This window comes from Woronichinia naegeliana WA131 (assembly GCA_025370055.1).
GTDB lineage: Bacteria > Cyanobacteriota > Cyanobacteriia > Cyanobacteriales > Microcystaceae > Woronichinia > Woronichinia naegeliana.
This window is the reverse complement of record CP073041.1, coordinates 4,926,788-4,953,244: the sequence shown is the minus strand read 5'-3', so window position 1 is coordinate 4,953,244 and position 26,457 is coordinate 4,926,788. Positions and strand designations below refer to the sequence as shown.

Below are 26,457 nucleotides of genomic sequence, written 5' to 3'. Positions count from 1 at the left end.
GACGTTGTTATTATGGCTATGCTCTTTTCTCTATAAGGGTTTTAGCCTTTTTTGGCAAGCCCTAGATAGTGATGCAAATCTCACATTATGCATTACCCAGAATTGACTCACACACAAATTGAACAGGTCAAAAGGCGCAAGCCATACTCAATTCCCTCGACAACGGCTTGATAAGAAGCTTCTAAAATATTGCCCGAAACTCCCACTGTTGTCCAGCGTTCTTTACCATTACTAGATTCCACTAAAACACGGGTTTTGGCCGATGTCCCTGAACCACTATCGAGAATTCTTACCTTATAGTCAGTTAAATGAAAATCGGCAATTTGGGGATAAAATTTTACCAGAGCTTTCCGTAATGCTGAATCTAAAGCCGATACCGGGCCATTTCCCTCGGCGGCTTCTAAGATTTCGTGATCGTTTACCGTTAATTTAATCGTAGCTAAAGCATTACTGTAGGGCATCCCTCCATTTTGTAACATATCACAATGCACCTGAAAACCTTTAATTTTAAACATGGCTTGTCGTTCTCCCATGGCCTCACGCATCAACAATTCAAAACTAGCTTCTGCGGCCTCAAATTGATAACCTTCCTGCTCTAATTTTTTCAATTTTTCTAGAATTTGACGACAGGCAGGATCTTCTTTTTCAAGATGAATATTATAAAGTTTAGCCTTCGATAAAATATTACTTAAACCCGCTTGCTCGGATACCACAATCCGTCGTTCATTGCCAATTTGTTCTGGTTGAATATGTTCATAGGTGAGGGGATTACGTTGCACTGCTGACACATGAATGCCGCCCTTATGGGCAAAGACCGAACGACCAATAAAAGGGGCATGATCATCAGGGGCCAGATTTACAATTTCGCTAACAAAGCGGCTGGTCGCTGTTAATTGGGTTAATTGATGGGATTGAATACATTCATAACCTAGCTTGATCTGAAGGTTTGGAATGAGGGTACATAAATCGGCATTACCACAACGTTCGCCATAACCATTGATGGTTCCCTGTACCATTTTAACGCCTTCTAAAATAGCAGCCAAAGAATTAGCCACTGCTGTACCGCCGTCATTGTGGGCATGAATTCCTAATTTTGGCAGGTTGTCAGCTTGGGAATTCAGTTCTAAGGTTTGCATCACTTTCCGCGTAACGGCTTGAACTTCGTGGGGCAGGGTTCCACCATTGGTATCACAGAGAACTAACCATTCTGCTCCGGCTTCCTTCGCGCTTTGAAGGGTTTTGAGGGCATATTCAGGATTATTTTTATAACCATCAAACCAATGTTCAGCATCATAAATGACTCGACGGCCTTGACAGCGCAAATAGGCGATCGTGTCGCTAATCATGGCTAAATTTTCAGCTAGACTAGTTTTGAGTCCTTCCGTAACGTGCAGATCCCAGGATTTACCGAAAATCGTCACCCAGCGAGTTCCAGCAGATAAAATCGCCTGAAGCATTCGATCTTCTGCCGCTAATTGATGGGGACGACGGGTTGAACAAAAGGCAACGACTTCCGCTTGAGATAGAGGTTCTTCTCGTAATTTCCAGAAAAACTGAACATCCTTAGGATTGGCACCGGGCCAGCCTCCTTCAATAAAAGGAATCCCCATTTGATCTAGCTTACGCGCAATTTTGAGTTTATCTTCTAAAGAGAGTGAAATGCCTTCTCGCTGTGCTCCATCCCGAAGAGTTGTGTCGTAAAGCCAGAGCGGATTGGGGGTATTCATAGGTCAAGGACGGGAGTTTGAAAACTAGGGCGATCGCACCTAATATCTTAACTAAAAAGCAGACGAACAGTAAAAATAACTTAACATTAATTAAAATTATTTGCTCTTTTACAAACAGTAAAAATATTTTCTAAACTTAACTGAAGTATTCTTGATAATCACTCTATTCTAACTAAAACTAGCCTAAGTACAGGACAAAAGGCTTGAAAAGTATACGAGAAAGGGGTTTCATGGAAGATGAACGTAATGTAAAAAAACCCATGAACCAATATAACGCATTGAAACAAGCCCTAAAACCCCATTTGGGATGGCATGGTGCCAGACTCTCCTTCCTAGCCTTGTTCTTACTCGCCCTCCTCAAAGTGAAAACGGTTAACCTTAAAGAATTGGCCCTGGGTTTTGAAGGTCGGGCATTGGTGGATTCTCATTACAAACGCTTACAACGCTTTTTCTCAGGATTTGAGCTGGATTACCATCACATTGCCCGTATTGTAGTCAGGGTCGTGTTCTAAACCTGTGGAAAAGAGTAATAATAAATAAATGTAAATCTTAAAATTGGTGTGCCATGCTATTCAAAGCAATTGTTTGCCCAAGTTGTCAAAGTACGGATATTGTGAAACACGGCCCCTCTGGGGAGGGGAAAGAGCGTTACAGATGTCGTAATACAGAATGTAAGCGTTGCACATTTATCTTAAACTATACTTATAAAGGTTATTTGCCAGAAGTAAAGGAAAAGATTGCCGAAATGGCAATGAATGGTAGTGGCATAAGGGATACAGCCCGTGTGCTGAGGATTAGTCCATCAACAGTGATTAGTGAACTAAAAAAAAAGAGTCTAGTTTAGTATTCGTCAACGAAAAAAAACTAGCAGAACTGGAACCCAGTCAGAGTATTGTAACGCTCTGCCAATGGAATGACGTGGAAGCAGAACTCGACGAAATGTGGGGTTTTGTGAAGAGCAAAGATGGTTATGGCACGCTATTGCTCATAAGACAGGTGAGATATTAGCTTATGTTTTGTCTGGTCACAAAGACGAAGCATTTCTAAGGCTAAAAGAGTTGTTAGAACCTTTTGGTATTACTCAATATTATACAGATGGATGGGGGGCTTACGAACGACATATTGAGCCAGCATTGCATGAGGTGGGTAAGTATAATACTCAAAAAATCGAACGAAAGCACTTGACATTGAGAACTCGAATAAAGAGATTAGCGAGAAAAACGATTTGTTTCTCCAAATCTATTGTGATGCACGATATTGTCCTTGGATTATTTATCAATCGCTTTGAATTTGGATGTCTTATTTAGATGTGCTTCCACAGATTCAGAACACTACCCACGGTAGCCATCCTCACGGAAGTTTTTAGAAAAGCAAACGGAAGAACAGATATTAGATTTCTATCATGCCTCTGGTTACTTAGGGCTTGCTGAAAAAAGCTGAAACCTTTACGGAGAAAAATAGTAGGCGAATTAAGAACCGCTAGAATGCACGAAAATAGGGTAGAATGCCTCAAAACCATTGCATTAAGAAGAGAGAAAGCAGATGTACCGAAAGCAACAGTACTCAATTGAAACACCAGAAAACTTGAAAAATCTGTTCGGCGGGCAGTTAGACGAAGAAAATCGTTGGATAGAAATGTCAAAAATGATTCTCTGGGAAGAATATGAGGAAGAATATGCAAAAAACTTCACAGAAAAAAAGGAGCCCCAGCCAAATCATTTAGAATGGCATTAGGAGCATTAATTATCAAAGAAATTTCAGGAAAAAGTGACAGAGAAACAGTAGAACAAATAAAAGAGAACCCTTATTTACAGTACTTTATAGGAATGGAAAGCTATAGTAGCAAAGAAGCATTTAATGCGTCAATGATGGTTCATTTTCGTAAAAAAATAGGAATGGAATTAATAAATAAATAAAATTAATAAAGAAATAGAAAAAAAAGCGACGGGTGTAGCGTCAGAAAAAAAAGAAAATGAAGGAAAGTTATTGTTAGATGCGACTTGTACACCAGCAGATATAAAATATCCAACGGATATAGGAATATTGAATGATGCCAGAGAAAAAACAGAAAAAATAATAGATAAGCTGTATGAAGAAATAAAAGAGAAAAGGAAAGAAAAGCCGAGGACTTATAGGGAAGTGGCAAGAAAAGAGTACTTAGCCATAGCAAAAAAACGTCGTGTGTCAAAAAAAGAAAGAAGAAAAGGAACAAAAAAACAACTAGGATATATAAAAAGAAACTTGTCTCATATAGAAAAAATGATAGAAGAGGGAGCAAAGTTAGAAAAACTAACGAAAAAAGAGCAAGAAGAGCTTGTAACGATAGGAAAAGTGTATGAGCAACAGTTAGAAATGTATGAAAAAAAGACAAATAAAGTAGAAAACAGAATTGTGAGTGTAAGCCAACCTCACGTGCGTCCAATAGTGCGTGGAAAAGCGGGAAAAGCAGTAGAGTTTGGAGCTAAAATATCGGCAAGTAATGTGAATGGCTTTGTCTTCTTAGACAAATTAAGTTGGGATAATTACAACGAATCGGGAGATTTACAAGCGCGAATAGAAGAATATAAAAGGGAAACAGGATGTTATCCGGAATCGGTTCATGTGGATAAAATCTATCGAACAAAAGCGAATCGAGCTTATTGTAAAGAAAGGGATATAAGAATGAGTGGTCCCCGATTGGGAAGACCGCCGAAAGAGGTGAGCAAAGAAAAAAAGAAAGAGGCACGCTCAGATGAAAGAGTGCGTAATGCCATTGAGGGTAAATTCGGACAGGGAAAGAGGAAATTTAGTCTTGGTCGAGTGATGGCCAAACTACCTGAGACCTCGGAAACGGTAATTGCGATGAACTTTTTGGTAATGAATCTTTCTACTCTACTTCAGAAGACAAAAAGTAAAAAGTTGTAGAGTCGTTTTTCTTGTGAAAAATGGTGTTAATTTTCCTCTCTTTTGTGAGGAGTGATTTGTGTTGACCTTTTTAGACAGAAAGGAACAATAGATTAAACAAAATCTGTATTTTGATTTGTTTCCATAAGGATAAGTTATCTATGCTTTTTCAGTCCATACTTCCCTAACCCACATTTCTTTCGTTTTTTGACTTTTTCAGCAAGCCCTACTTAGGTGCCTTGGCAGAAGCGTTGCATCCGAATACAGTGTCAAAACAAAAAGAATGGTTGACTGAAAATTGTCGAGAACTCAAGCATGAAAAAGGAAAAGCAGGAGAACTGCTAAATCTGATGAAAGAAGTCAAAGAAGAAAAAAGTCATTCTAAGAATCTTACCGAGAAACTACAAGCGGCGATTACTTATTACGAGAATCATCAGCATCAAATGGATTATGCTGAATACATAGAGAAAAAGTATCCGATTGGTTCAGGTGTCACGGAAGCAGCTTGTAAGACGTTGGTCAAACAACGATTATGTTGTTCAGGGATGCGATGGAAGGAAAAAGGAGCAGGAATTATTTTGAGCCTACGAGCTTTGGTATTGACCAAGGAACGATGGAGTCAATTTTGGGCAAAACTTGATCAATATGGGTTCCCTGTAGAACCCTGATTACAACAGCTTTTATCAACTAAAGGTCGCACCCAAGGGACAGAAGAAAAAGTAGTGGCAATGGATGTAACAGAGAGTCCGATAGAAAAACCAAAAGAAAATCAGAAAAATTATTATAGTGGGAAGCAAAAAGAACATACATTAAAGACGCAAATAATTGTTGACCTTAAAAGCCAGAAAATCATCTGTCTAGCGAGTGGTAAAGGGAGAGTGCATGACTTCAAGCTATTCCAAAATAGTGGAGTAAGAGTAGGAGATTTGATAAAAATGATAGCGGACAAGGGATATCAAGGAATTGCCAAAATTCATAAATTAAGTGAAACACCGATTAAGAGAAAAAAGGGTAAAAAATTAAGTAAAGAGGAAAAGCAATATAATCGGTTGTTAAACCGTCTTCGAGTAGTAGTAGAACACGTTAATCGACGATTAAAAATTTTCAGAATATTATCTTCAACGGGTGCGACCTTTAGTTGATAAAAGCTGTTGTAATCAGGGTTCTACAGGGAACCCATATTGATCAAGTTTTGCCCAAAATTGACTCCATCGTTCCTTCGTCAATACCAAAGCTCGTAGGCTCAAAATAATTCCTGCTCCTTTTTCCTTCCATCGCATCCCTGAACAACATAATCGTTGTTTGACCAACGTCTTACAAGCTGCTTCCGTAACACCTGAACCAATCGGATACTTTTTCTCTATGTATTCAGCATAATCCATTTGATGCTGATGATTCTCGTAATAAGTAATCGCCGCTTGTAGTTTCTCGGTAAGATTCTTAGAATGACTTTTTTCTTCTTTGACTTCTTTCATCAGATTTAGCAGTTCTCCTGCTTTTCCTTTTTCATGCTTGAGTTCTCGACAATTTTCAGTCAACCATTCTTTTTGTTTTGACACGGTATTCGGATGCAACGCTTCTGCCAAGGCACCTAAGTAACCAGAGGCATGATAGAAATCTAATATCTGTTCTTCCGTTTGCTTTTCTAAAAACTTCCAATTTGATTCTGCCCCGTCTGCTATCCCGACCAATGTTGCCTCTGGATAACGGTTTTTCGCTCGCTCAATTTCTCTTTCTAATCTTTCTAGAAAACTCTTTTTTCCATACTCTGGTGCCGCACCTAGATAGATTGTAGGTTGACGTTCGCCTTCACTATCGTATAGGGAAACGGTTCCCACCATTGCTTCACGGTAGCCATCCTCACACATCAGCATACAGGTTCCATCTAATCCTATTCCCACTGTTGCAATTTGGCTATCCTCCTTGGGCGGGGCATAACTCCACGCTTCTTCTTTTGCCTGTACCACACTTCCTACTGCTTCACTCAATCTTTGGATATAGGATAGCGCTACTTTTCTACCATGATTTTCTAATAAATCATTTTTCACCTCTTTGCCTGCCATCCCTGACATTTTTGAGGATACCTGTTTTGCCAATAATGGCGTTGATGTTATGATTATCCTTGCTTCTCTTTCTAAGGGGCAATACGTTTTTCCTCAAAGGTGAACGCTGATATACATGACGATTCACTATAACCTCACCATAAGGTGTTTGATATTCTTTCGGTTGCTCTCCCTTACTCTTCCAGATTTCTTCACCGATTTTTAAGGGTGAACCATCTGTATCTAAATATTTCAAGGCTTCTTTGCTGGCGATGCAACCTACTTCGTTTAAGCCTTTTTGAATATTTATTTCTGTATCCAACATTGAACGACTGAGTTCTAATGTTAGTTCTATTTTTATCTTTGAACCCTCTACATTAATTAGTTTTGCTGTCATCATTGTTTCCTCTTTGTCACTTTTCATCCCATGTTAACACTTTTCTTTTCCTTCATCAACTAAAGGTCACACCCTCTTCAACCTATAGAAAGAGACATCGTAGGTTCGGTTTAAGAGCAAATTTAATAGCAGGTATTTATAACTACGAATTAGAAACAAAAGAGTTAAAAACTAAGGTGGAGATGAAAACAGAATAACTTATTCAAGATAATTTATTCTTTAAGTTCAGCTTTTGGAGACAAGCTGAGCGGATTGAGTGTGCCAATTTTTTGTTCTTCTACTTTAAGAGATTATTTTGGCTTGATTTTCGATGAGTTGTTCACCGTTTTTGACAGTCGAGGCGAATTTTCAAGTCGCGCTGTCGCGCTAAAGGTCGCCAAATGCGCGGTGATTTTGGCGGTAGGGAAACAAATATTTCCAAGCCTCCTGCCGAGTGGCTACGGACTATGAAGGCTTTATGTCGGTTCCTACGTTGGTCTCCACCAGAGCGTATTGTCTTCGATTATAGATTATCGGATGAGTTTTTCAACCGACATAAAGGGAGAAGTACAGAGTTTGGCGATCGTCCAAATCCTAATGTGAAGTTCTAGAACTTCACTAAGACACTTAGAGGATTACAAGAAACGAACTACTTAAGCAGATCTCGATTCGCATTTCAACGACACGATCAAGAAGTGATTACGGATTTTCCTGAATCCACTTAAGTAGTTTACTTTGTAGCTCAGTGGACAATTTACTGGCAGGAACATAGCCAATCTTTCTGCCCTTATATTCCCATCCAATGTTGTCAATATCTAGCTCCATTGTCCATTGAGAGAAGTCATCGGTAGCTCTCTTATTTTCGGTACTCAGTTTAGATTCGCCAATACTTTTCCCTGTCTTTGACAGAATCAATCTTTTTTCCAATATTTTTCCCTTAATGGGACTTATCTTAGGTAATTCCCCTAGTGGTTCTCCCAATAGATTGTCTATATAAATATTTGACGCATCGGTTGTCTGAATAGGTAAACTGACAGGTAATTCACTTAGTATATCGTTCTCTGCGCCACCGTTTATCCCTGGAATTTCTGGCTGAGCAACTATAGAATCAGGTAGTTCACTATAAGGTTTATTTTCTAGTTTACTGAGCCTCCCAAATAAATCGCTAACCTGAGACTCTAAAACTTTAATCCTATCCAACGCACTATTATCGGTTGTGGTCTCCCCAGTAATCTCCTTAACAATATCCTCCAACCCAAAGAATTTAGCAAAGATCACTGCCGCCGACTGCGACATAGAGAGCCCAGAGTCTCGGCGGAACTCATCAAAGCAGTCATAGATTACCTGTGGGACGTAAGCTGAAATTTTAGGGTTGTCAGTAGGCATAATAGTAAGCCACTAAGTGGAATACTATTAATTATGCTATAAACCAATGACTATGTTGGGTTGAAAGGCAAATAACGACTTACTATTGCTTCCCTAGCGGCTAAGAATAGCTCATACTTTTCTTGTTCATTAACAGAAGCTCTCTTTATTTCAGTAAGCTGAATTATGTAGTCATTAAGCAATCTTTGTTCCTCATATATTTGTCTAACAGCAAGCTTGCCATATTTATTAAGCAGATAAGCGGGGAGGTGCAGAGGAACATACTGATCTCTCAACCATGCCTTAAAATATGGGATTTCATTATAGTGATAAGCGTTACAACTTCTAGGGCCACGTTTATCACGAAACTTGTGTGTATATTCTCCAATCTCACACAACCATGACTTAGGATTACCATCAGCATCTTTTTTTTCACAATAATTTTTCCATCGACTACCAATACTTCCATCACACAAGTCAAAATTATTAACTGGAACTTTATATTGTTTTTCAACTAAGAGTAAAATTTCAGCACCTTCACGAAAAGTAGTCCACAAATGATCAGGAACCTTGTGATCAGCCATATTTTCCAATCGCTGAATATACACCGTACTATGAGGCTGAAGTAAAACACCTCTACGCCTTAATTCCTGCCGATACGCTATAAAAGCTTTAACTAAATTAGCTTTACATTCAACGACTCTAGGAGAATTTTTGCTAAGGGTTACATAAAAAAGGGATTGTTCCTCAGTTAACCAAGCAAAAAGTTCTGGTCGTCCACCTTTTGAGCCAACTTCGGGTTTTCCGTTTTCAAAACGGAGAACCCCAAACGATTGCTCCGTCTGAGCTTGATACTTTTTAATAATGTTCTGCATCCAATCAGAGTGGTTGATCTCTAGCTCTTGGGCTATTAAACGAGAGTCAACGACCAAAGCACTATCTTCATAAGCAGCGACAGCTATCTCACCCATAAGTTACCATTCCTTAGTTAAAGCAGTTAAAACAACATCATTAAGGCTTTTAGGCTCTATTTTGTACCCTTTACGGACTAAATCGCTAAGTTTTACGCCCATCTGACCAGAGATAACAGTAATTGACACCCCAGACATATCAATGACTTTAGATTGTGTGCCACAATCAATTGTGGCTGTTTTTGGCTCTTCTCCCTTTTCAATAAAGGATAAGCCCCGATCTAATCCTTGAGCTATCTCAATGATTCTATCAACCAAAGCAATAGGTACTCTAATGGTCACAGTTTTTCCATGATGCCATTTAGGGCTTGCTGAAAAAAGCTGAAACCTTTACGGAGAAAAATAGTAGGCGAATTAAGAACCGCTAGAATGCACGAAAATAGGGTAGAATGCCTCAAAACCATTGCATTAAGAAGAGAGAAAGCAGATGTACCGAAAGCAACAGTACTCAATTGAAACACCAGAAAACTTGAAAAATCTGTTCGGCGGGCAGTTAGACGAAGAAAATCGTTGGATAGAAATGTCAAAAATGATTCTTTGGGAAGAATATGAGGAAGAATATGCAAAAAACTTCACAGAAAAAAAAGGAGCCCCAGCCAAATCATTTAGAATGGCATTAGGAGCATTAATTATCAAAGAAATTTCAGGAAAAAGTGACAGAGAAACAGTAGAACAAATAAAAGAGAACCCTTATTTACAGTACTTTATAGGAATGGAAAGCTATAGTAGCAAAGAAGCATTTAATGCGTCAATGATGGTTCATTTTCGTAAAAAAATAGGAATGGAATTAATAAATAAAATTAATAAAGAAATAGAAAAAAAAGCGACGGGTGTAGCGTCAGAAAAAAAAGAAAATGAAGGAAAGTTATTGTTAGATGCGACTTGTACACCAGCAGATATAAAATATCCAACGGATATAGGAATATTGAATGATGCCAGAGAAAAAACAGAAAAAATAATAGATAAGCTGTATGAAGAAATAAAAGAGAAAAGGAAAGAAAAGCCGAGGACTTATAGGGAAGTGGCAAGAAAAGAGTACTTAGCCATAGCAAAAAAACGTCGTGTGTCAAAAAAAGAAAGAAGAAAAGGAACAAAAAAACAACTAGGATATATAAAAAGAAACTTGTCTGATATAGAAAAAATGATAGAAGAGGGAGCAAAGTTAGAAAAACTAACGAAAAAAGAGCAAGAAGAGCTTGTAACGATAGGAAAAGTGTATGAGCAACAGTTAGAAATGTATGAAAAAAAGACAAATAAAGTAGAAAACAGAATTGTGAGTGTAAGCCAACCTCACGTGCGTCCAATAGTGCGTGGAAAAGCGGGAAAAGCAGTAGAGTTTGGAGCTAAAATATCGGCAAGTAATGTGAATGGCTTTGTCTTCTTAGACAAATTAAGTTGGGATAATTACAACGAATCGGGAGATTTACAAGCGCGAATAGAAGAATATAAAAGGGAAACAGGATGTTATCCGGAATCGGTTCATGTGGATAAAATCTATCGAACAAAAGCGAATCGAGCTTATTGTAAAGAAAGGGATATAAGAATGAGTGGTCCCCGATTGGGAAGACCGCCGAAAGAGGTGAGCAAAGAAAAAAAGAAAGAGGCACGCTCAGATGAAAGAGTGCGTAATGCCATTGAGGGTAAATTCGGACAGGGAAAGAGGAAATTTAGTCTTGGTCGAGTGATGGCCAAACTACCTGAGACCTCGGAAACGGTAATTGCGATGAACTTTTTGGTAATGAATCTTTCTACTCTACTTCAGAAGACAAAAAGTAAAAAGTTGTAGAGTCGTTTTTCTTGTGAAAAATGGTGTTAATTTTCCTCTCTTTTGTGAGGAGTGATTTGTGTTGACCTTTTTAGACAGAAAGGAACAATAGATTAAACAAAATCTGTATTTTGATTTGTTTCCATAAGGATAAGTTATCTATGCTTTTTCAGTCCATACTTCCCTAACCCACATTTCTTTCGTTTTTTGACTTTTTCAGCAAGCCCCATTTAAACCTATTTCCCGATCCTGGTCGTTTACCACCTCTAGGCATGGCTATCCAGTCCTCTCTATAAAATTTCAATCAATAAGACCATCATAAACCACTGATGGTTTACTACGTAGTTCACTATTCCGTATTCTGATATTCCTTATCAGGGATCTTATAGACGACTCCCATTGAGTCAGAACGCACCATCACATACTTTTTGATTTTCCGATTCCAACGAAAATAGAGAGACTCTGGTTCAACCTCATCGTCCGACTCCTCATCATGTCCAATTAAATCTTCTGGCTCCTCTTCTAATTCTCTGAAATAGTCCCGAAGAACACCACCAACCCCAACGGCTCTTGTACCATGTACCTGCTTGACATACTCCAAAAACCAGTCACAATCAGCAACAAGATCGCTTTCCTTGCACTGGTACTTTAAAATCTCTGCAATCAATCCCACTGGTGAGCTTTCAGCCTGAACAGCCTTTACATCAAGAATTGGGGAATAATCAACTCGAAGGCATTGTTTCCATAAAGCGATCCAATCTGACTTAGATAGATAATCTTCCTTGTAATAGCTATCCTTTAGCAGAATCAGACAATGAAGATGGGGATGGGCTGACTGACCATCACGGCCCCTTGTGACCTCAACCGATTTGATCCAACCTATCCCAGGGAAAGCCTTTAGCTGAGTCAACCGCCTGAAAGACTGATTAAGGTGATGCAATGTCTCCCTTAAATCAGTCAACTGACAATTTTTCATAGTCAACGTCAGAAAAATCCAACGCCCATTAGGGTAATCAGCAATGACTTTCGGCAAGTTCTCATAGGCTTTTGCCTTCCAACGAAGTGATCTTCGCCATTGACAGATAGGACAATGCCGAACCCGACAAAATTTAGCAGAAGCTAGTTTTAACTTCTGTTGGCCAAGCTGCTTATCAGGAACTATTTTGAATTCTAGTAACTGAGAACAGAGTGAGACCCTCTCTGCGTGAGAGTCCATTCCCCCCTGTCTGTAGTAGTTGCTTATGATGTCAGCGTTTTTCCGATGCTTGTCCCAAGGTTTATCTTTTTCAGAGAGAGACTCCAGAAAAGTATATTCATCTGAAGGCAAAGAGGTTACAATGGGGTCACAAGCTTTATGGCTGACATTGAGTCGGTCGGGCACAAAAACTCCATGTATTTAGTTTGGTGTAGTTACTTAACAGAATACAGGAGTTTTTTGCTATCTGAGATTAATTATTTTAAAGTGCGGATTTACTGAAAAAGATCTTGATCAACGTTATCCCTTAATGATTCTATGGGTAGCATCATTAAAAGTAAGCAAACAGGCAGTATCAAAAAGAATGATGAATGTGCCAGCCGAAATATTTGCAATATTACTAAAAGAAGTGTTAGAAAAAGCAGCCGAAAAAGGGAAGAAGCTCCAAGTAGGAGAAAAATGGGAAAAAATAAGAGAAAAGTTTAGTGCAGTGTGGATAGCAGATGGCTCAACGCTAGAGCAGATAAGGAAAAATATGAAAATAAGTAAAGAAGAAAAGAGTAAATTGGGGGGTAAAATAATGATGGTAGTGGAAGCCTTTACCCAAAGACCCGTTACTTTATGGTACACAGAAAATGATAAATCAAATGATAAAATATGGTGTGAAGAATTGGCAGCTAAATTACCAGAAAATGGTTTAATTCTCGTAGATATGGGATTTTTTAGCTTTGTGTGGTTTGATTTGTTAACAGAAGCTAAAAAGTTTTTTCTAACCAGATTTAGAGCGGGTACATCTTACAAAACCAAACAAGTATTGTCTCAAGGTAGTCATTACAGAGATGAGATTATCATTATGGGAAATTACCGTTCTAATCCTTGCAAGCATCCGGTGAGATTAGTCTCAGTATTATGGGGAACAATCTGGTATCAGTATTTAACAAATGTGTTGTCTCCCGAACAACTGTCCGCCGAAGAGGTCTGTGATTTATATCGAAGACGATGGACAATCGAAGAAGCCTTTTTATTAACGAAAAGACTTTTAGGACTAGCCTATTTATGGGTAGGGAATAAGAATGGTGTCCAAATCCAGATTATTTGCACTTTGATTTTCTATACGGTCTTAAATCAATTGGTAGGGGAAGTGGCGATTGCTCTAAATCAACCGAAAGAAAAAATCTCAGTAGAGATGGTGTTTCGGAGTCTATACTATGTAGCGAAGGCTATTGCTAGAGGAGAAAAGCCTGATACAGTAACCTATCTGGCTGAACGTGCTAAGTTATTTGGTTTGGTCAAAGCTGAGAGAAAGCGACATCGAGAAAAGGCCGCTCTCAATCAACAAATTTGGGAACCCATTCCTTTAAGTTGACACGGATGGATGGTGGTGTCCCTCTCTTTATGCAATTAGGAGATGGCAATGAATCGGATAAAAAGGTGTTTCCCCAGATAATCAAAGACTGTCAAGAAACGTTGAATATGGAAGGTTTATCGGTGATGGATGGAGCTTTTTATACGGCGGAAAATGTGGGCATGGCGAGGTCAATTCAATGGTTAAGTCGTGTCCCTCTGAAAGAAGCCACTGAGACTTTGGCAAATATATCAGAAGACCAATGGCAGCAGGGTGAACAGGACGGTTATCGTTGGCAAGTGAGGGCTTCGGAATATGGGGGTGAACAGCAACGATGGCTTGTGGTCGAAAGTGCTCAACGTCTCCAGTCCGATAATAAAGCTATAAGTCAAAAAATTGAGAAAGCCGATAAAGTTGTCAAAAAAGAATGGCAGAAACTTTGTGGACAGAATTTTGCTTGTGAGGCCGATGCTCTTACTGAGGCTCAACTCTGGCCAAAAACCTTGACTTATCATCAACTCAGTCAAGTTGAGGTTCAGACTATTCCTTACTATGCCAAGGGAGGAAGACCGAAACAAGGGGCTACCCCTCTCGGTTTTCATTACCGCTTAACTGGGCAATTAAGCCTTGATTCCTCTTGCTTGGAAGCCGCATCTAAACGGGCTGGACGTTTTATTTTAGCTACTAATGTTCTTGATTCTCAGGTTTTGAGTCCCGACCAGATGTTGGCTGAATATAAGGCTCAACAAAACACCGAGCGCGGCTTTCGCTTTCTCAAAGACCCTTTCTTTTTTGCCTCTGCTCTTTTTCTCAAGAATCCTCAACGCATTATGGCTTTGATGATGATTATGGTTGTCTCTTTATTGGTTTATACTTTGGCACAACGTCGCCTACGACAGGCTTTGGCTCTTGCCCATCAGACTATTCCTAATCAAAAGGGTAAACCGACCGCCATTCCCACTCTGCTTTGGGTCTTTCAGTCTTTTCTGTTTATCCGTTGGTTAGAGATTGACGGCATTCAAACTATCGTTAATTTGACCTCCAAACACAAACATATTCTTTCCTTTCTTGGCTCTTCATGTCAAAAGTACTACTTTGTCTCTTGACTTACCTGCGGAATGTGGGTTGATGTGGCCAAGGGTCAAGTAATCTGCTCTACAGTCGGAAAGACTCGCACAGAGGCAGACTATTTAGGGCTTGCTGAAAAAAGCTGAGACCTTTACGGAGAAAAATAGTAGGCGAATTAAGAACCGCTAGAATGCACGAAAATAGGGTAGAATGCCTCAAAACCATTGCATTAAGAAGAGAGAAAGCAGATGTACCGAAAGCAACAGTACTCAATTGAAACACCAGAAAACTTGAAAAATCTGTTCGGCGGGCAGTTAGACGAAGAAAATCGTTGGATAGAAATGTCAAAAATGATTCCCTGGGAAGAATATGAGGAAGAATATGCAAAAAACTTCACAGAAAAAAAAGGAGCCCCAGCCAAATCATTTAGAATGGCATTAGGAGCATTAATTATCAAAGAAATTTCAGGAAAAAGTGACAGAGAAACAGTAGAACAAATAAAAGAGAACCCTTATTTACAGTACTTTATAGGAATGGAAAGCTATAGTAGCAAAGAAGCATTTAATGCGTCAATGATGGTTCATTTTCGTAAAAAAATAGGAATGGAATTAATAAATAAAATTAATAAAGAAATAGAAAAAAAAGCGACGGGTGTAGCGTCAGAAAAAAAAGAAAATGAAGGAAAGTTATTGTTAGATGCGACTTGTACACCAGCAGATATAAAATATCCAACGGATATAGGAATATTGAATGATGCCAGAGAAAAAACAGAAAAAATAATAGATAAGCTGTATGAAGAAATAAAAGAGAAAAGGAAAGAAAAGCCGAGGACTTATAGGGAAGTGGCAAGAAAAGAGTACTTAGGGCTTGCTGAAAAAAGCTGAAACCTTTACGGAGAAAAATAGTAGGCGAATTAAGAACCGCTAGAATGCACGAAAATAGGGTAGAATGCCTCAAAACCATTGCATTAAGAAGAGAGAAAGCAGATGTACCGAAAGCAACAGTACTCAATTGAAACACCAGAAAACTTGAAAAATCTGTTCGGCGGGCAGTTAGACGAAGAAAATCGTTGGATAGAAATGTCAAAAATGATTCTTTGGGAAGAATATGAGGAAGAATATGCAAAAAACTTCACAGAAAAAAAAGGAGCCCCAGCCAAATCATTTAGAATGGCATTAGGAGCATTAATTATCAAAGAAATTTCAGGAAAAAGTGACAGAGAAACAGTAGAACAAATAAAAGAGAACCCTTATTTACAGTACTTTATAGGAATGGAAAGCTATAGTAGCAAAGAAGCATTTAGTGCGTCAATGATGGTTCATTTTCGTAAAAAAATAGGAATGGAATTAATAAATAAAATTAATAAAGAAATAGAAAAAAAAGCGACGGGTGTAGCGTCAGAAAAAAAAGAAAATGAAGGAAAGTTATTGTTAGATGCGACTTGTACACCAGCAGATATAAAATATCCAACGGATATAGGAATATTGAATGATGCCAGAGAAAAAACAGAAAAAATAATAGATAAGCTGTATGAAGAAATAAAAGAGAAAAGGAAAGAAAAGCCGAGGACTTATAGGGAAGTGGCAAGAAAAGAGTACTTAGCCATAGCAAAAAAACGTCGTGTGTCAAAAAAAGAAAGAAGAAAAGGAACAAAAAAACAACTAGGATATATAAAAAGAAACTTGTCTGATATAGAAAAAATGATAGAAGAGGGAGCAAAGTTAGAAAAACTAACGAAAAAAGAGCAAGAAGAGCTTGTAACGATAGGAAAAGTGTATGAGCAACAGTTAGAAATGTATGAAAAAAAGACAAATAAAGTAGAAAACAGAATTGTGAGTGTAAGCCAACCTCACGTGCGTCCAATAGTGCGTGGAAAAGCGGGAAAAGCAGTAGAGTTTGGAGCTAAAATATCGGCAAGTAATGTGAATGGCTTTGTCTTCTTAGACAAATTAAGTTGGGATAATTACAACGAATCGGGAGATTTACAAGCGCGAATAGAAGAATATAAAAGGGAAACAGGATGTTATCCGGAATCGGTTCATGTGGATAAAATCTATCGAACAAAAGCGAATCGAGCTTATTGTAAAGAAAGGGATATAAGAATGAGTGGTCCCCGATTGGGAAGACCGCCGAAAGAGGTGAGCAAAGAAAAAAAGAAAGAGGCACGCTCAGATGAAAGAGTGCGTAATGCCATTGAGGGTAAATTCGGACAGGGAAAGAGGAAATTTAGTCTTGGTCGAGTGATGGCCAAACTACCTGAGACCTCGGAAACGGTAATTGCGATGAACTTTTTGGTAATGAATCTTTCTACTCTACTTCAGAAGACAAAAAGTAAAAAGTTGTAGAGTCGTTTTTCTTGTGAAAAATGGTGTTAATTTTCCTCTCTTTTGTGAGGAGTGATTTGTGTTGACCTTTTTAGACAGAAAGGAACAATAGATTAAACAAAATCTGTATTTTGATTTGTTTCCATAAGGATAAGTTATCTATGCTTTTTCAGTCCATACTTCCCTAACCCACATTTCTTTCGTTTTTTGACTTTTTCAGCAAGCCCTATTTAAGCCATATCCAAAAAACCATTGCCACCAGCCCTGATGTAGCAAAATGGCACTTGAGCATGGATTGCCTAAATACCCATCAGTCAGAATCTTTGGTTCGCTATGTAGCAGAATTTGAGGGACTTAATCTTGAATTAGGAGAGAAGGGCAAGAGTGGCATCCTTCAATCAATGGCGAGTAGAGCAACTTTTCTCAGTGACCCCAATCATCGAATTGTTTTTCACTTCACACCGAAGCATTGTTCATGGCTCAATCAAATTGAGATTTGGTTTGGTATTTTAATGCGTAAGTTACTGAAACGAGGAAATTTTCTCAGTCAAGATGATCTAAGAACGCAAATTCTTGAATTCATCGACTATTTTAACCGCACTATGGCGAAGCCCTTTCGATGGACGTATCGGGGGAAGGTTTTGGCTGCTTAAATTTTATAGCACCCAAATTTACGCCTTGGACTACTAGGGGGATTTAGGTGCATTATTAACAGTTGAATTAGAGGATTGACTTGGTTGGGACATTTGTTGTATCTGCTGCTGCTGCATCTTTTTAAAAGCTTCGGCGGCCTTACTCAGATTACGCTGACTATCTTCGGCAAAATCCTCTCCAGTACGGCTACGACTCAAATTAGCATTATGGATGAGAGACATCGGATCAAACCCACCTACGGAGCTTTTCATCGGATCTTTTTCGCTGGCTTCGTAGCCCAGGGGCTGTTGGGGTTGATATTGGGTTTGTGCCAGGATTATTTTTGAGCTTGCAGCGATCGCACCCACAATCCCCACAGAAGCTAGGAGAATATTAACGAAAAGTTTGTTATTCATAGTCTTATCGGAAAGATTCCTCACTTACAGAAAACGGCGACGTAACAGAGGTTGGATTAATAACAATACTAGCGCGTCGAAGAGGAGTAGCACACCAAGCACCTGGCCAAAACTCATGGCGGCCCAGGGAGATTGCAAAACAACGCTGTCTAATCCCCAATGGGTTTGTAAATAAAGATAGCGGATCGGTTCAATGGCATAGGTGAGCGGGTTTAAACTGGCAACAATCTGTAACCATTGGGCCATAAAGGACAGAGGTGCGAGGGCAGTGCTGGCAAACAATAGAGGTAAGTTAGTGACAAAGATAATGGCAATCAGTTCAATGTGACCTGGCAAGGCAAAGGCCAATCCTAAACTCAAGGCAGTCACCCCTAGCACAATCAGCAGCACAATTAAGGCGATCGCCGTTAATCCCACTAGATTGGGTAAACCGGCCCCTAGTAAAGCACTTGCTCCCACAATCACTGCCGTTTGAATAAAACTCAGAACAATAATATAAATGGTAGAAGCGGCCACGATGGAATAACGGGAAGCCAAAGGTGCGACCAACAACCGATTTAAAAACCCAAATTCCCGATCAAACATCACGGGTAAACCGGCATTTAAGGCTCCTGAAAAGGCAGTAAAAACAATGATGCCAGGAGCAAGAAATTGGGCATAATTTAAGTCATTACCAAACAAGCCTTGGGGAGCATTTAAAAATAAGGCTCCAAATAAAACGAGCCACATGAAAGGTTGAATGATGCCAGCGACTAAGGTTGAGGGCCGCCGTTGTAATTGGATAAACAAGCGTTTGGTTAAGGCCAAGGTTTCTTGAATAAAGTCGGCGATCGCGTTTTCCTTGACTGGGCTATTAATAACAGGATTAGGCGCGAGTAGGTTGGCCGGTTTGGGGGAGATCAGGGTTTGAGTCATGGGGAGGTTTGGGAGATAGGGGAGATAGGGGGATGGGGAGACGGGGGGATGGGGAGACGGGGAGATGGGGCGGTAATTTAACTGGGGGATTTCATGGCTTGTTTTTGTTCTGCTTTCAGATCGCGACGGCTGGCGGCAGCAATTTCTGCATCCATAAGCGTTCTTCCCGTTGCCGCTAGATAAACATCATCCAAACTGGGACGAGATTGGGCCAGGCTAAAGATCGGTAAGTCAGCAGTAATGAGAGTCTGTTCAATTTGACTAAGGGGATTACTTTGGGCCGTAACCACTAAATTTAATGAGTTACCTTGGGCTGTATTAATAATAATATCTTCCACAAAAGGTAAGGTTTTCAAAAGCTGTTTAGCCTGTTCTGTTTCTGCTAAGTCAGCAAATTCCCGAATTCTTAAGGTAACGCGATCGCCGCCAACTCTATCTTTGAGGTCAGACGGGCTTCCTTCTGCAATTACCAGACCTTGATCAATAATTGCCAGGCGATCGGCTAGGGCATCAATTTCTCCTAGATAATGACTGGTAATCAAGACAGTGGTTCCGGCATCCCGTAACTGTCGTAAAAATTCCCAGAGGATAAAACGACTTTCGATATCCAGTCCAACTGAGGGTTCATCCAAAATCAAAACCGATGGCTGGTGTAATAGTCCCGCCGCTAAATCTAAACGTTTGCGAAGTCCGCCGGAATAGGTTCCTGTTTTTTGCTCTGCATACTGGCTAAGTCCGAGCAAGTCGAGTAGTTGGGGAATCCGTTCTTTAGCTTGGGAGACAGTGAGGTGGTATAAAGAGGCTTGTAGTTGCAATAACTCCCTACCAGTCAACATCTTATCAAGGGCAACTTCCTGGGCAACGTAGCCTAAGTGACGACGAGCTAACTTGGGTTGGCTAATCACGGAAATACCGTCGATTTCTAATTTGCCTTGATCCGGTTTAGATAACGTACAGAGACAACGAATCGTGGTGGTTTTTCCGGCTCCGTTTGGCCCCAAGAGTCCAAAAATTTCTCCTGGCTGCACTGAAAAGGAAATATCTTTGACAGCCGTGATGGTGCCATAGCGTTTTTGAAGATGTTCAACGAGAACCGCAGGACGCATAGAGGTGTTGGGAGAAGGAAAAAATAAGACTCGGTGCAATGACACCTAAAAATAGCATAACTCAGGGTCTTCGCTTTAGCTCGTTACCACACTTCTCCAAGGCCGCGATCGCCCCTTACTTTGTAAAAAGAAAACAGTGATCGCCCCTTACTGTGAAGATAAACAGAGATCTGACTTTTCCCGTTAAGTCTGAAAACGACGACAGAATAAGGGTTTTAAACTCTTTGCTGTTTCCAATAAGTTGGATTTAATGATGATAGCCAACGAGAGAATAGGGCTTTGAGATAGGGAAAAATTAGGTGATCGCTCAAATAAAAAGATAACGGGAAAAGTCAGAAACAGAGATCTCCTCTTAAAGTGAAGATAAAAAGCGATCGCCCCTTACCGTGAAGATAAACCGCGATCACCCCTTACCGATAAACATAAACAGCGATCGCCGATTAATTGATAGTTAATAATTATCCATTTAAAAAGCGATCGCCGATTAAGAAAAACTTCGTCACTTACAAAGAGTGATCGCCATTTCCAAAATGATCGCCACTTTCCCTTTCACTTCTCAAAACGAAATCGCTATTTTCCCCCTCACCTCACAAAAAGCTCGCAGATTAAGGTATGGTATAAAAATTGTCTTAGGAGTAGGGGTAGCGTGTATTAGCGTAGCGTGACGCACAAAATTGGATTCTCTTGCAAATAATCAAAAGGTGCATTATATTTTATTGAATGAATCCTACAAGATCAGCGATCGCACTGGTTCAGGAGGATTCTCTATGCAAGCTAATTTTGTCATTTTGGGGTTACTACGTCTTCAAATATAAAATTTTGTTACAACATTGAACATTTCTGCTTTGAACGGTTATATTTTTCATTGTAATTATTTATCTCTCTTGCTTGGAGAAAATTAAAGATGACTAATTTTCCTAATTTCGTTGTTCGTGACAGTTTGCTCAACCCTCTTGATATCGAGCTTTTACCTACAGATTTAAAAAAAATTGACGAAGAGAGAAGATATTACCTTAACGCTCAGATTGATGACACAGATCCTCTTGGGCGTAAAGGAGCGATTTTAGCTGAGTCGGTGCAGAAAAATGACCTAAAGCCAGTAAATTCCTCATCTGTATCGCCTAGTATTGGCGAATCTCTAATTGGGTCTAGGCGTAAAGGAGCGATTTTAGCTGAGTCGGCTCAGGAAAATGGCTTAAAGGTAAAAAATTCCCAGTCTGTACCGCTTAATATTAGCCAATCTCTAAGTTCTCTGGTTTCAAGTAACTTACAACACGTGGCGGGTTGTACCGGCTCATTCTGTGCTATTCCTCCAGTTGATCCGAATCTAGTTAAGAATCAACCGAAACAGTCAGCCGCCACTGTATCAGCCGCCTTAAATCTATCTCAAACTTTCTTTCTTAACAGCTTACTAGGAGCAAATCACACAATTTATCTGGATTTCAACGGGCATACTACTTCTGGCACTTCTTGGAATACAAGCTATAACAAGACTAATATTGTTACTCCTGCCTTCGATTTCGATGGCAATACAGGGTCTTTTAGTAATGCAGAACTAGAAACAATCCAGTATATTTGGCAGCGCGTGGCGGAGGATTTCATCCCCTTTAATGTTAATGTCACGACTCAAGCTCCGGCAGATATCAATGATTTGATTAAAAGTGGTACTGGTGACACTCGCTGGGGTGTGCGTGTTGCTATTGGTGGGAGCAGTTATGATTGGTTCGGTGCTGGAGCAGGAGGAGTCGCCTACGTTGGTTCTTTTAACTGGAATAGTGATACTCCAACCTTTGTTTTTGATGAACAACTGGGTAATGGTAACGAAAAATATACGGCTGAAGCTATTTCTCATGAAGTGGGACATACTCTAGGACTATCCCATGATGGACGAATTAGCCCCGCAGAGGGTTACTACCAAGGTCACGGTAGCGGGGAGACGGGCTGGGCACCAATTCTGGGAGTAGGGTACTATCAGAACCTATCCCAGTGGAGCAAAGGCCAATATGCTTCTGCTAATAATACTCAAGATGATTTGCAAATTATTACGACCCAAAACGGGTTTGGCTACCGAAATGATGATACTGGTAATACAATTGCTACTGCAAAAGCATTAACGGTTTCTGGTACTTCTGTTAGTGGTAGTGGCATCATCGAACGCAATACGGATGTAGATTTCTATAGTTTTACTACAGGTGCAGGTGCGATTAGTTTGACGGTGAATCCTTTTAATCGTGGACCAAATTTAGATGTTTTGGCAGAGTTATACAATTCTGCGGGAACTTTAATTGCATCATCTAATCCGACGGAGTTATTATCAGCAAATATTACAGCAAATGTCGCTGCGGGAACCTATTACCTCAAAATTGATGGGGTAGGCAAAGGATCTGCTCTTTCTACTGGCTACACAGATTATGGTAGTTTGGGACAATATTCGATTAGTGGTTCAGTATTACCGATATTGGGATACAAATCACGAAAAGTCGATTTTAATGGTGATGGAAAGGATGATATTTTGCGCCAAGAAAAATATGCTGATGGGAACAGAGACGTTGAAATATATTATTCTAATGGAAATAGTTTTAACTCTCCTGTTACTCTTGCCCAGTGGTCATGGGCTTGTGTATCCAGTTTTGCTAGTGGTACTAACCTAATAGTTGGTGACTTCAATGGCGATAAAAAAAGTGATATTTTACGTCAAGAAACTATTGCTGACAATAACTCTGATGTTTCCATTCTTTATTCAGACGGATATAACTTTAATGTTAGCTTAAATCAACTTTCCGACCAATCAGTTATGTATGCAGGTTTTGGAGGTGGAACTAAACTCTTAGTTGGGGATTTTAATGGCGATGGAAAGGATGATATCTTGCGCCAGGAAAAATATGCTGATGGGAACAGAGACGTTGAAATATATTATTCTAATGGAAATAGTTTTAACTCTCCTGTTACTCTTGCCCAGTGGTCATGGGCTTGTGTATCCAGTTTTGCTAGTGGTACTAACCTAATAGTTGGTGACTTCAATGGCGATAAAAAAAGTGATATTTTACGTCAAGAAACTATTGCTGACAATAACTCTGATGTTTCCATTCTTTATTCAGACGGATATAACTTTAATGTTAGCTTAAATCAACTTTCCGACCAATCAGTTATGTATGCAGGTTTTGGAGGTGGAACTAAACTCTTAGTTGGGGATTTTAATGGCGATGGAAAGGATGATATCTTGCGCCAGGAAAAATATGCTGATGGGAACAGAGACGTTGAAATATATTATTCTAATGGGAATAGTTTTAACTCTCCTGTTACTCTTGCCCTGTGGTCATGGGCTTGTGTATCCAGTTTTGCTGGTGGTACTAACCTGATAATTAATGACTTCAATGGAGATGGTAAAGATGATATTTTACGTCAAGAAAGTATTGCTGACAATAACTCTGATGTTTCCATTCTTTATTCAGATGGCTACAACTTTAATGTTAGCTTAAATCAACTTTCCGACCAATCAGTTATGTATGCAGGTTTTGGAGGTGGAATTAATTTAATTTAATCCTGAACTTTATTGAATACACTTAGCCACCAGTGCGATCACCGATCTTGTAGGGACATGGTAACTGTGTTTTTGGTTAATTGTCGAGTTGCCACGATCACTTTCTCTGATGAAGGGCGATCGCCCCTTCCCTGATTAAGAAAAAAGCGATCGCCCCTTACTGTTAAGCAAAAAAGCGATCGCCTCTCTTCCTTCCTCAACCAGAAAAAAGCGATCGCCCCTTTCCTGATTAATAAAAAAAGCGATCGCCGATTAATTGATAGTTAATAATGAATAGTTAATAATTATCCATTGTTAATTGTCCATTATCCATTTAAAAAGCGATCGCCCCTTACCGATAAACATAAACAGCGATCGCCTTTAGCTCTTTCCTGCTACCTCTAGGAGGTTCTTACAATGCACATTAAACACATTATGGTTAAAAACTTTCGCTGTTTTGAGCATCTTGAATTTGATCTCAATCCCGATATTAATATTTTTGTGGGCAATAATGGTTCTGGAAAAAGTGCTGTTCTAGACGCGATCGCCTTCTTTTTTTTGATGATGAAATTACCCGATTAAAACTTCCCTGGATAGCCCAACGGTTTTCTGTAGGACTGCGCTCGCCGCGTGGGGGAAGGTGGGAGACTTCTCGTATTCCTGATATAACGGTTTTACCCCTTGAGCAATGGGATTCTTTAGGCGATCGCGAAGCTGTTATTGATTTAAACGAAGAACCACCGTTATTAGTGGTAGAAATTGTCAGTCCTTCAACTCAGGTTACGGATTATCGCAGTAAACAGGCTGAATATGCTGTTTTAGGAATCTTAGAATATTGGATTGTTGATCCTCTACAGGATTGTGTGGTTATTTGTACGCTAGTTGAAGGATGGTATGATCAGGTTGTTTTTCGTGAGGATGAACGGATCGTTTCACTGACTTTTTCTGAGTTAGTATTAACCGCAAATCAAATTTTATTGGGTTAATAAATTCGATATTTTTTGATAATCATTCTGCTTTTTTAATTGGTCAAAATGGTGTCAGAAAATCCGCGATCGCCTTTAGCTCTTTCCTGCTACCTCTAGGAGGTTCTCACAATGCACATTAAACACATTATGGTTAAAAACTTTCGCTGTTTTGAGCATCTTGAATTTGATCTCAATCCCGATATTAATATTTTTGTGGGCAATAATGGTTCTGGAAAAAGTGCTGTTCTAGACGCGATCGCCTTCTTTTTTTTGATGATGAAATTACCCGATTAAAACTTTCCTGGATAGCTCAACGGTTTTCTGTAGGACTGCGATCACGAAGTGGCGTTGCGCGATCGCCGCGTGGGGGAAGATGGGAGACTTCTCGTATTCCTGATGTGACGGTGTTACCCCTTGAGCAATGGGATTCTCTAGGCGATCGTGAAGCTGTCATTGATTTAAACGAAGAACCACCGTTGTTAGTGGTAGAAATTGTCAGTCCTTCAACTCAGATAACAGATTATCGCAGTAAACAAGCTGAATAGAAATTTGTTGGCAAATCAGTAATACTGAAAGTCATCTGCTTTAGGATAAGGCTAGGCGATTCTTTTGGAAATGCTTCCACACCTAATTTATTGATTAAAATTATCGATGTCCCAGCCTTACTTTGCCACCGTTGCGAGAGGATTAGAAGCGATCGCTGTTCAGGAACTCGAAACCTTAGGGGGACGGAATGTACAACCGGCCTTTGCCGGAGTGAGCTTTGAAGGCGATTTAGCGCTACTTTATCGCGTTAACCTCTGGTCAAGGGTCATTTTTCGTGTCTTAGTTCCCCTACTCAAAGTTAAGGCAGAGAACGCCCAACAGCTTTACCACAGTGTCAAAAAAATTGATTGGTTTGACTATTTACAGTTAGACCAAAGTTTTGCGGTTTATTGCACCGGCAGTAATGCCCATTTAAACCATACTCACTTCACCGCTCTCCAGATCAAAAATGCGATCGTTGATCAACAGCGAGATAGAACAGGAAAACGCTCTAGTATTGATATCAATCAGCCAGATATTGTCATTAATGCCCATATTCAACAAAATAACTGCCAGTTAAGTTTGGATAGTTCTGGCTTTAGTTTGCATCGTCGAGGTTATCGTCCGGCCATGGGGTTAGCACCTCTTAAGGAAACCTTGGCCTCAGCCCTGTTAGCGATCGCGGAATGGACTCCTTCCCAACCCTTCTTAGATCCCCTGTGTGGATCGGGAACCCTCCCCATTGAAGCCGGTTTACAGTCCTTAAAAATCGCGCCCGGTAAGTTTCATTCCCAATTCTGTTTTCAGCAATGGCCAGACTATGATCCTGATTTATGGCAAGCTCTTTTAACTCAGGCCCAACAGGGAGAACTCTCTCAACTGGCATCACCCATTTGGGGAAGTGATCAAGAAGCAGCAGTTATCAAACAGGCCCAAAGTAATGCCCAAGCTTGCTATCTAGATCAGCATATCCAGTTTCAAACAAAATCCTTAGCGGATCTAGAAGCTCCCGCCTCATCTGGGATAATCATTTGCAACCCGCCCTATGGCAAACGTCTGGGAGAAACCTCAGAGTTAGAGAGTTTTTATCAACAATTAGGAGATATCTTAAAACAGCGATTTAAGGGCTGGACGGCTTACATTCTGACTGGAAATCGAGAATTGGCGAAACGGATTGGGTTAAGAGCGGCTCGCCGTTTTCCTCTGTTTAATGGTTCTCTGCCTTGTACTCTATTAAAATATGAGTTGTATTGACCTAAAAAACTCCCTATCAATCAAATGATCAATAGGGAGATGGAAACAAAAGAGTCGGC

At 39.8% G+C, this 26,457-nt stretch carries 18 protein-coding genes and 9 pseudogenes; 18 read left to right on the top strand and 9 right to left on the bottom strand.

The genetic code is table 11. The features are described 5' to 3' along the window. Positions 1–107 precede the first annotated feature (107 nt). Positions 108–1,727, bottom strand: coding sequence for a citramalate synthase (gene cimA, locus KA717_24765; protein UXE59131.1), 1,620 nt, complete (start codon positions 1,725–1,727; stop codon positions 108–110). Positions 1,728–1,987: 260 nt separating this feature from the next. Here cimA and KA717_24760 point away from each other — a divergent pair. From KA717_24760 to KA717_24735, 6 genes and pseudogenes are all read left to right on the top strand, one after another. Further along, positions 1,988–2,224: pseudogene (locus tag KA717_24760) on the top strand (IS4 family transposase). A gap of 218 nt (positions 2,225–2,442) precedes the next feature. Continuing rightward, positions 2,443–2,571 carry an IS1-like element transposase gene (locus KA717_24755; GenBank protein UXE59130.1) on the top strand — a complete coding sequence of 43 codons (129 nt, stop codon included), beginning with the start codon at positions 2,443–2,445 and terminating at the stop codon, positions 2,569–2,571. A 97-nt stretch (positions 2,572–2,668) separates the two neighbouring features. Then, a complete protein-coding gene (locus tag KA717_24750; GenBank protein UXE59129.1) occupies positions 2,669–3,034 on the top strand; it encodes an IS1 family transposase in 366 nt (121 codons plus the stop codon). Positions 3,035–3,269: 235 nt separating this feature from the next. Next, positions 3,270–4,610, top strand: a pseudogene (locus KA717_24745) (IS5 family transposase). A gap of 239 nt (positions 4,611–4,849) precedes the next feature. Continuing rightward, a complete protein-coding gene (locus tag KA717_24740) occupies positions 4,850–5,278 on the top strand; it encodes a hypothetical protein (protein UXE59128.1) in 429 nt (142 codons plus the stop codon). A gap of 42 nt (positions 5,279–5,320) precedes the next feature. Then, positions 5,321–5,728, top strand: a pseudogene (locus tag KA717_24735) (transposase). Between the two features lie 39 nt (positions 5,729–5,767). On the opposite strand, the pseudogene KA717_24730 reads toward KA717_24735, so the two are convergent. The 4 genes and pseudogenes from KA717_24730 to KA717_24715 form a co-directional block, all read right to left on the bottom strand. Continuing rightward, a pseudogene (locus KA717_24730) lies at positions 5,768–7,049 on the bottom strand (ISKra4 family transposase). A gap of 678 nt (positions 7,050–7,727) precedes the next feature. Beyond that, a complete protein-coding gene (locus KA717_24725; protein UXE59127.1) occupies positions 7,728–8,414 on the bottom strand; it encodes a hypothetical protein in 687 nt (228 codons plus the stop codon). A 50-nt stretch (positions 8,415–8,464) separates the two neighbouring features. After that, positions 8,465–9,364 carry a Rha family transcriptional regulator gene (locus KA717_24720; protein UXE59126.1) on the bottom strand — a complete coding sequence of 300 codons (900 nt, stop codon included), beginning with the start codon at positions 9,362–9,364 and terminating at the stop codon, positions 8,465–8,467. Positions 9,365–9,367: 3 nt separating this feature from the next. Further along, a complete protein-coding gene (locus tag KA717_24715; GenBank protein ID UXE59125.1) occupies positions 9,368–9,646 on the bottom strand; it encodes a hypothetical protein in 279 nt (92 codons plus the stop codon). A 145-nt stretch (positions 9,647–9,791) separates the two neighbouring features. Between KA717_24715 and KA717_24710 the strand changes: the two are divergent. Beyond that, positions 9,792–11,129 (top strand): annotated as a pseudogene (locus KA717_24710) (IS5 family transposase). A gap of 349 nt (positions 11,130–11,478) precedes the next feature. Here KA717_24710 and KA717_24705 read toward each other — a convergent pair. Continuing rightward, positions 11,479–12,345 carry a protein rep gene (locus KA717_24705; protein ID UXE59124.1) on the bottom strand — a complete coding sequence of 289 codons (867 nt, stop codon included), beginning with the start codon at positions 12,343–12,345 and terminating at the stop codon, positions 11,479–11,481. A gap of 310 nt (positions 12,346–12,655) precedes the next feature. On the opposite strand from KA717_24705, the pseudogene KA717_24700 reads away from it, so the two are divergent. The 5 genes and pseudogenes from KA717_24700 to KA717_24680 all read left to right on the top strand — a co-directional run bounded on the left by KA717_24700 (position 12,656) and on the right by KA717_24680 (position 17,588). Next, positions 12,656–13,690: pseudogene (locus KA717_24700) on the top strand (IS4 family transposase). A 5-nt stretch (positions 13,691–13,695) separates the two neighbouring features. After that, positions 13,696–14,775, top strand: coding sequence for an IS1634 family transposase (locus tag KA717_24695; protein UXE59123.1), 1,080 nt, complete (start codon positions 13,696–13,698; stop codon positions 14,773–14,775). A 210-nt stretch (positions 14,776–14,985) separates the two neighbouring features. Next, positions 14,986–15,615 (top strand): annotated as a pseudogene (locus KA717_24690) (transposase). A gap of 108 nt (positions 15,616–15,723) precedes the next feature. Further along, positions 15,724–17,061, top strand: a pseudogene (locus tag KA717_24685) (IS5 family transposase). A 290-nt stretch (positions 17,062–17,351) separates the two neighbouring features. Next, positions 17,352–17,588: pseudogene (locus KA717_24680) on the top strand (transposase). Between the two features lie 159 nt (positions 17,589–17,747). Here KA717_24680 and KA717_24675 read toward each other — a convergent pair. The 3 genes from KA717_24675 to KA717_24665 all read right to left on the bottom strand — a co-directional run bounded on the left by KA717_24675 (position 17,748) and on the right by KA717_24665 (position 20,131). Next, a complete protein-coding gene (locus KA717_24675) occupies positions 17,748–18,110 on the bottom strand; it encodes a hypothetical protein (protein UXE59122.1) in 363 nt (120 codons plus the stop codon). Positions 18,111–18,134: 24 nt separating this feature from the next. Continuing rightward, positions 18,135–19,025, bottom strand: a complete 891-nt coding sequence (locus tag KA717_24670) for an ABC transporter permease (protein ID UXE59121.1) — start codon at positions 19,023–19,025, stop codon at positions 18,135–18,137. A 77-nt stretch (positions 19,026–19,102) separates the two neighbouring features. Then, a complete protein-coding gene (locus KA717_24665) occupies positions 19,103–20,131 on the bottom strand; it encodes an ABC transporter ATP-binding protein (GenBank protein UXE64775.1) in 1,029 nt (342 codons plus the stop codon). 904 nt (positions 20,132–21,035) lie between these two features. Here KA717_24665 and KA717_24660 point away from each other — a divergent pair. The 6 genes from KA717_24660 (at position 21,036) to KA717_24635 (ending at position 26,398) form a co-directional block, all read left to right on the top strand. Then, a complete protein-coding gene (locus KA717_24660) occupies positions 21,036–23,672 on the top strand; it encodes an FG-GAP-like repeat-containing protein (GenBank protein ID UXE59120.1) in 2,637 nt (878 codons plus the stop codon). A gap of 396 nt (positions 23,673–24,068) precedes the next feature. Beyond that, on the top strand, positions 24,069–24,233 hold the full coding sequence (locus tag KA717_24655) for an AAA family ATPase (GenBank protein UXE59119.1): 165 nt from the start codon (positions 24,069–24,071) through the stop codon (positions 24,231–24,233). Positions 24,234–24,268: 35 nt separating this feature from the next. After that, a complete protein-coding gene (locus KA717_24650; GenBank protein ID UXE64774.1) occupies positions 24,269–24,637 on the top strand; it encodes a Uma2 family endonuclease in 369 nt (122 codons plus the stop codon). Between the two features lie 111 nt (positions 24,638–24,748). Beyond that, positions 24,749–24,913, top strand: a complete 165-nt coding sequence (locus tag KA717_24645; protein ID UXE59118.1) for an AAA family ATPase — start codon at positions 24,749–24,751, stop codon at positions 24,911–24,913. 110 nt (positions 24,914–25,023) lie between these two features. After that, positions 25,024–25,164, top strand: coding sequence for a Uma2 family endonuclease (locus tag KA717_24640; protein ID UXE59117.1), 141 nt, complete (start codon positions 25,024–25,026; stop codon positions 25,162–25,164). Between the two features lie 106 nt (positions 25,165–25,270). Then, the gene (locus KA717_24635) at positions 25,271–26,398 is read left to right on the top strand and encodes a THUMP domain-containing protein (protein ID UXE59116.1); all 1,128 of its coding nucleotides are present in this window, start codon (positions 25,271–25,273) and stop codon (positions 26,396–26,398) included. Positions 26,399–26,457 lie beyond the last annotated feature (59 nt).

What these genes read in the sequence shown, in the direction of transcription:
- cimA (UXE59131.1), bottom strand. Translation starts at nt 1,727, where the DNA reads ATGAATACCCCCAATCCGCTCTGGCTTTACGACACAACTCTTCGGGAT.
- KA717_24725 (UXE59127.1), bottom strand. Translation starts at nt 8,414, where the DNA reads ATGCCTACTGACAACCCTAAAATTTCAGCTTACGTCCCACAGGTAATC.
- KA717_24720 (UXE59126.1), bottom strand. Translation starts at nt 9,364, where the DNA reads ATGGGTGAGATAGCTGTCGCTGCTTATGAAGATAGTGCTTTGGTCGTT.
- KA717_24705 (UXE59124.1), bottom strand. Translation starts at nt 12,345, where the DNA reads ATGGACTCTCACGCAGAGAGGGTCTCACTCTGTTCTCAGTTACTAGAA.
- KA717_24695 (UXE59123.1), top strand. Translation starts at nt 13,696, where the DNA reads ATGGATGGTGGTGTCCCTCTCTTTATGCAATTAGGAGATGGCAATGAA.
- KA717_24675 (UXE59122.1), bottom strand. Translation starts at nt 18,110, where the DNA reads ATGAATAACAAACTTTTCGTTAATATTCTCCTAGCTTCTGTGGGGATT.
- KA717_24670 (UXE59121.1), bottom strand. Translation starts at nt 19,025, where the DNA reads ATGACTCAAACCCTGATCTCCCCCAAACCGGCCAACCTACTCGCGCCT.
- KA717_24665 (UXE64775.1), bottom strand. Translation starts at nt 20,131, where the DNA reads ATGCGTCCTGCGGTTCTCGTTGAACATCTTCAAAAACGCTATGGCACC.
- KA717_24660 (UXE59120.1), top strand. Translation starts at nt 21,036, where the DNA reads ATGACTAATTTTCCTAATTTCGTTGTTCGTGACAGTTTGCTCAACCCT.
- KA717_24655 (UXE59119.1), top strand. Translation starts at nt 24,069, where the DNA reads ATGCACATTAAACACATTATGGTTAAAAACTTTCGCTGTTTTGAGCAT.
- KA717_24645 (UXE59118.1), top strand. Translation starts at nt 24,749, where the DNA reads ATGCACATTAAACACATTATGGTTAAAAACTTTCGCTGTTTTGAGCAT.
- KA717_24635 (UXE59116.1), top strand. Translation starts at nt 25,271, where the DNA reads ATGTCCCAGCCTTACTTTGCCACCGTTGCGAGAGGATTAGAAGCGATC.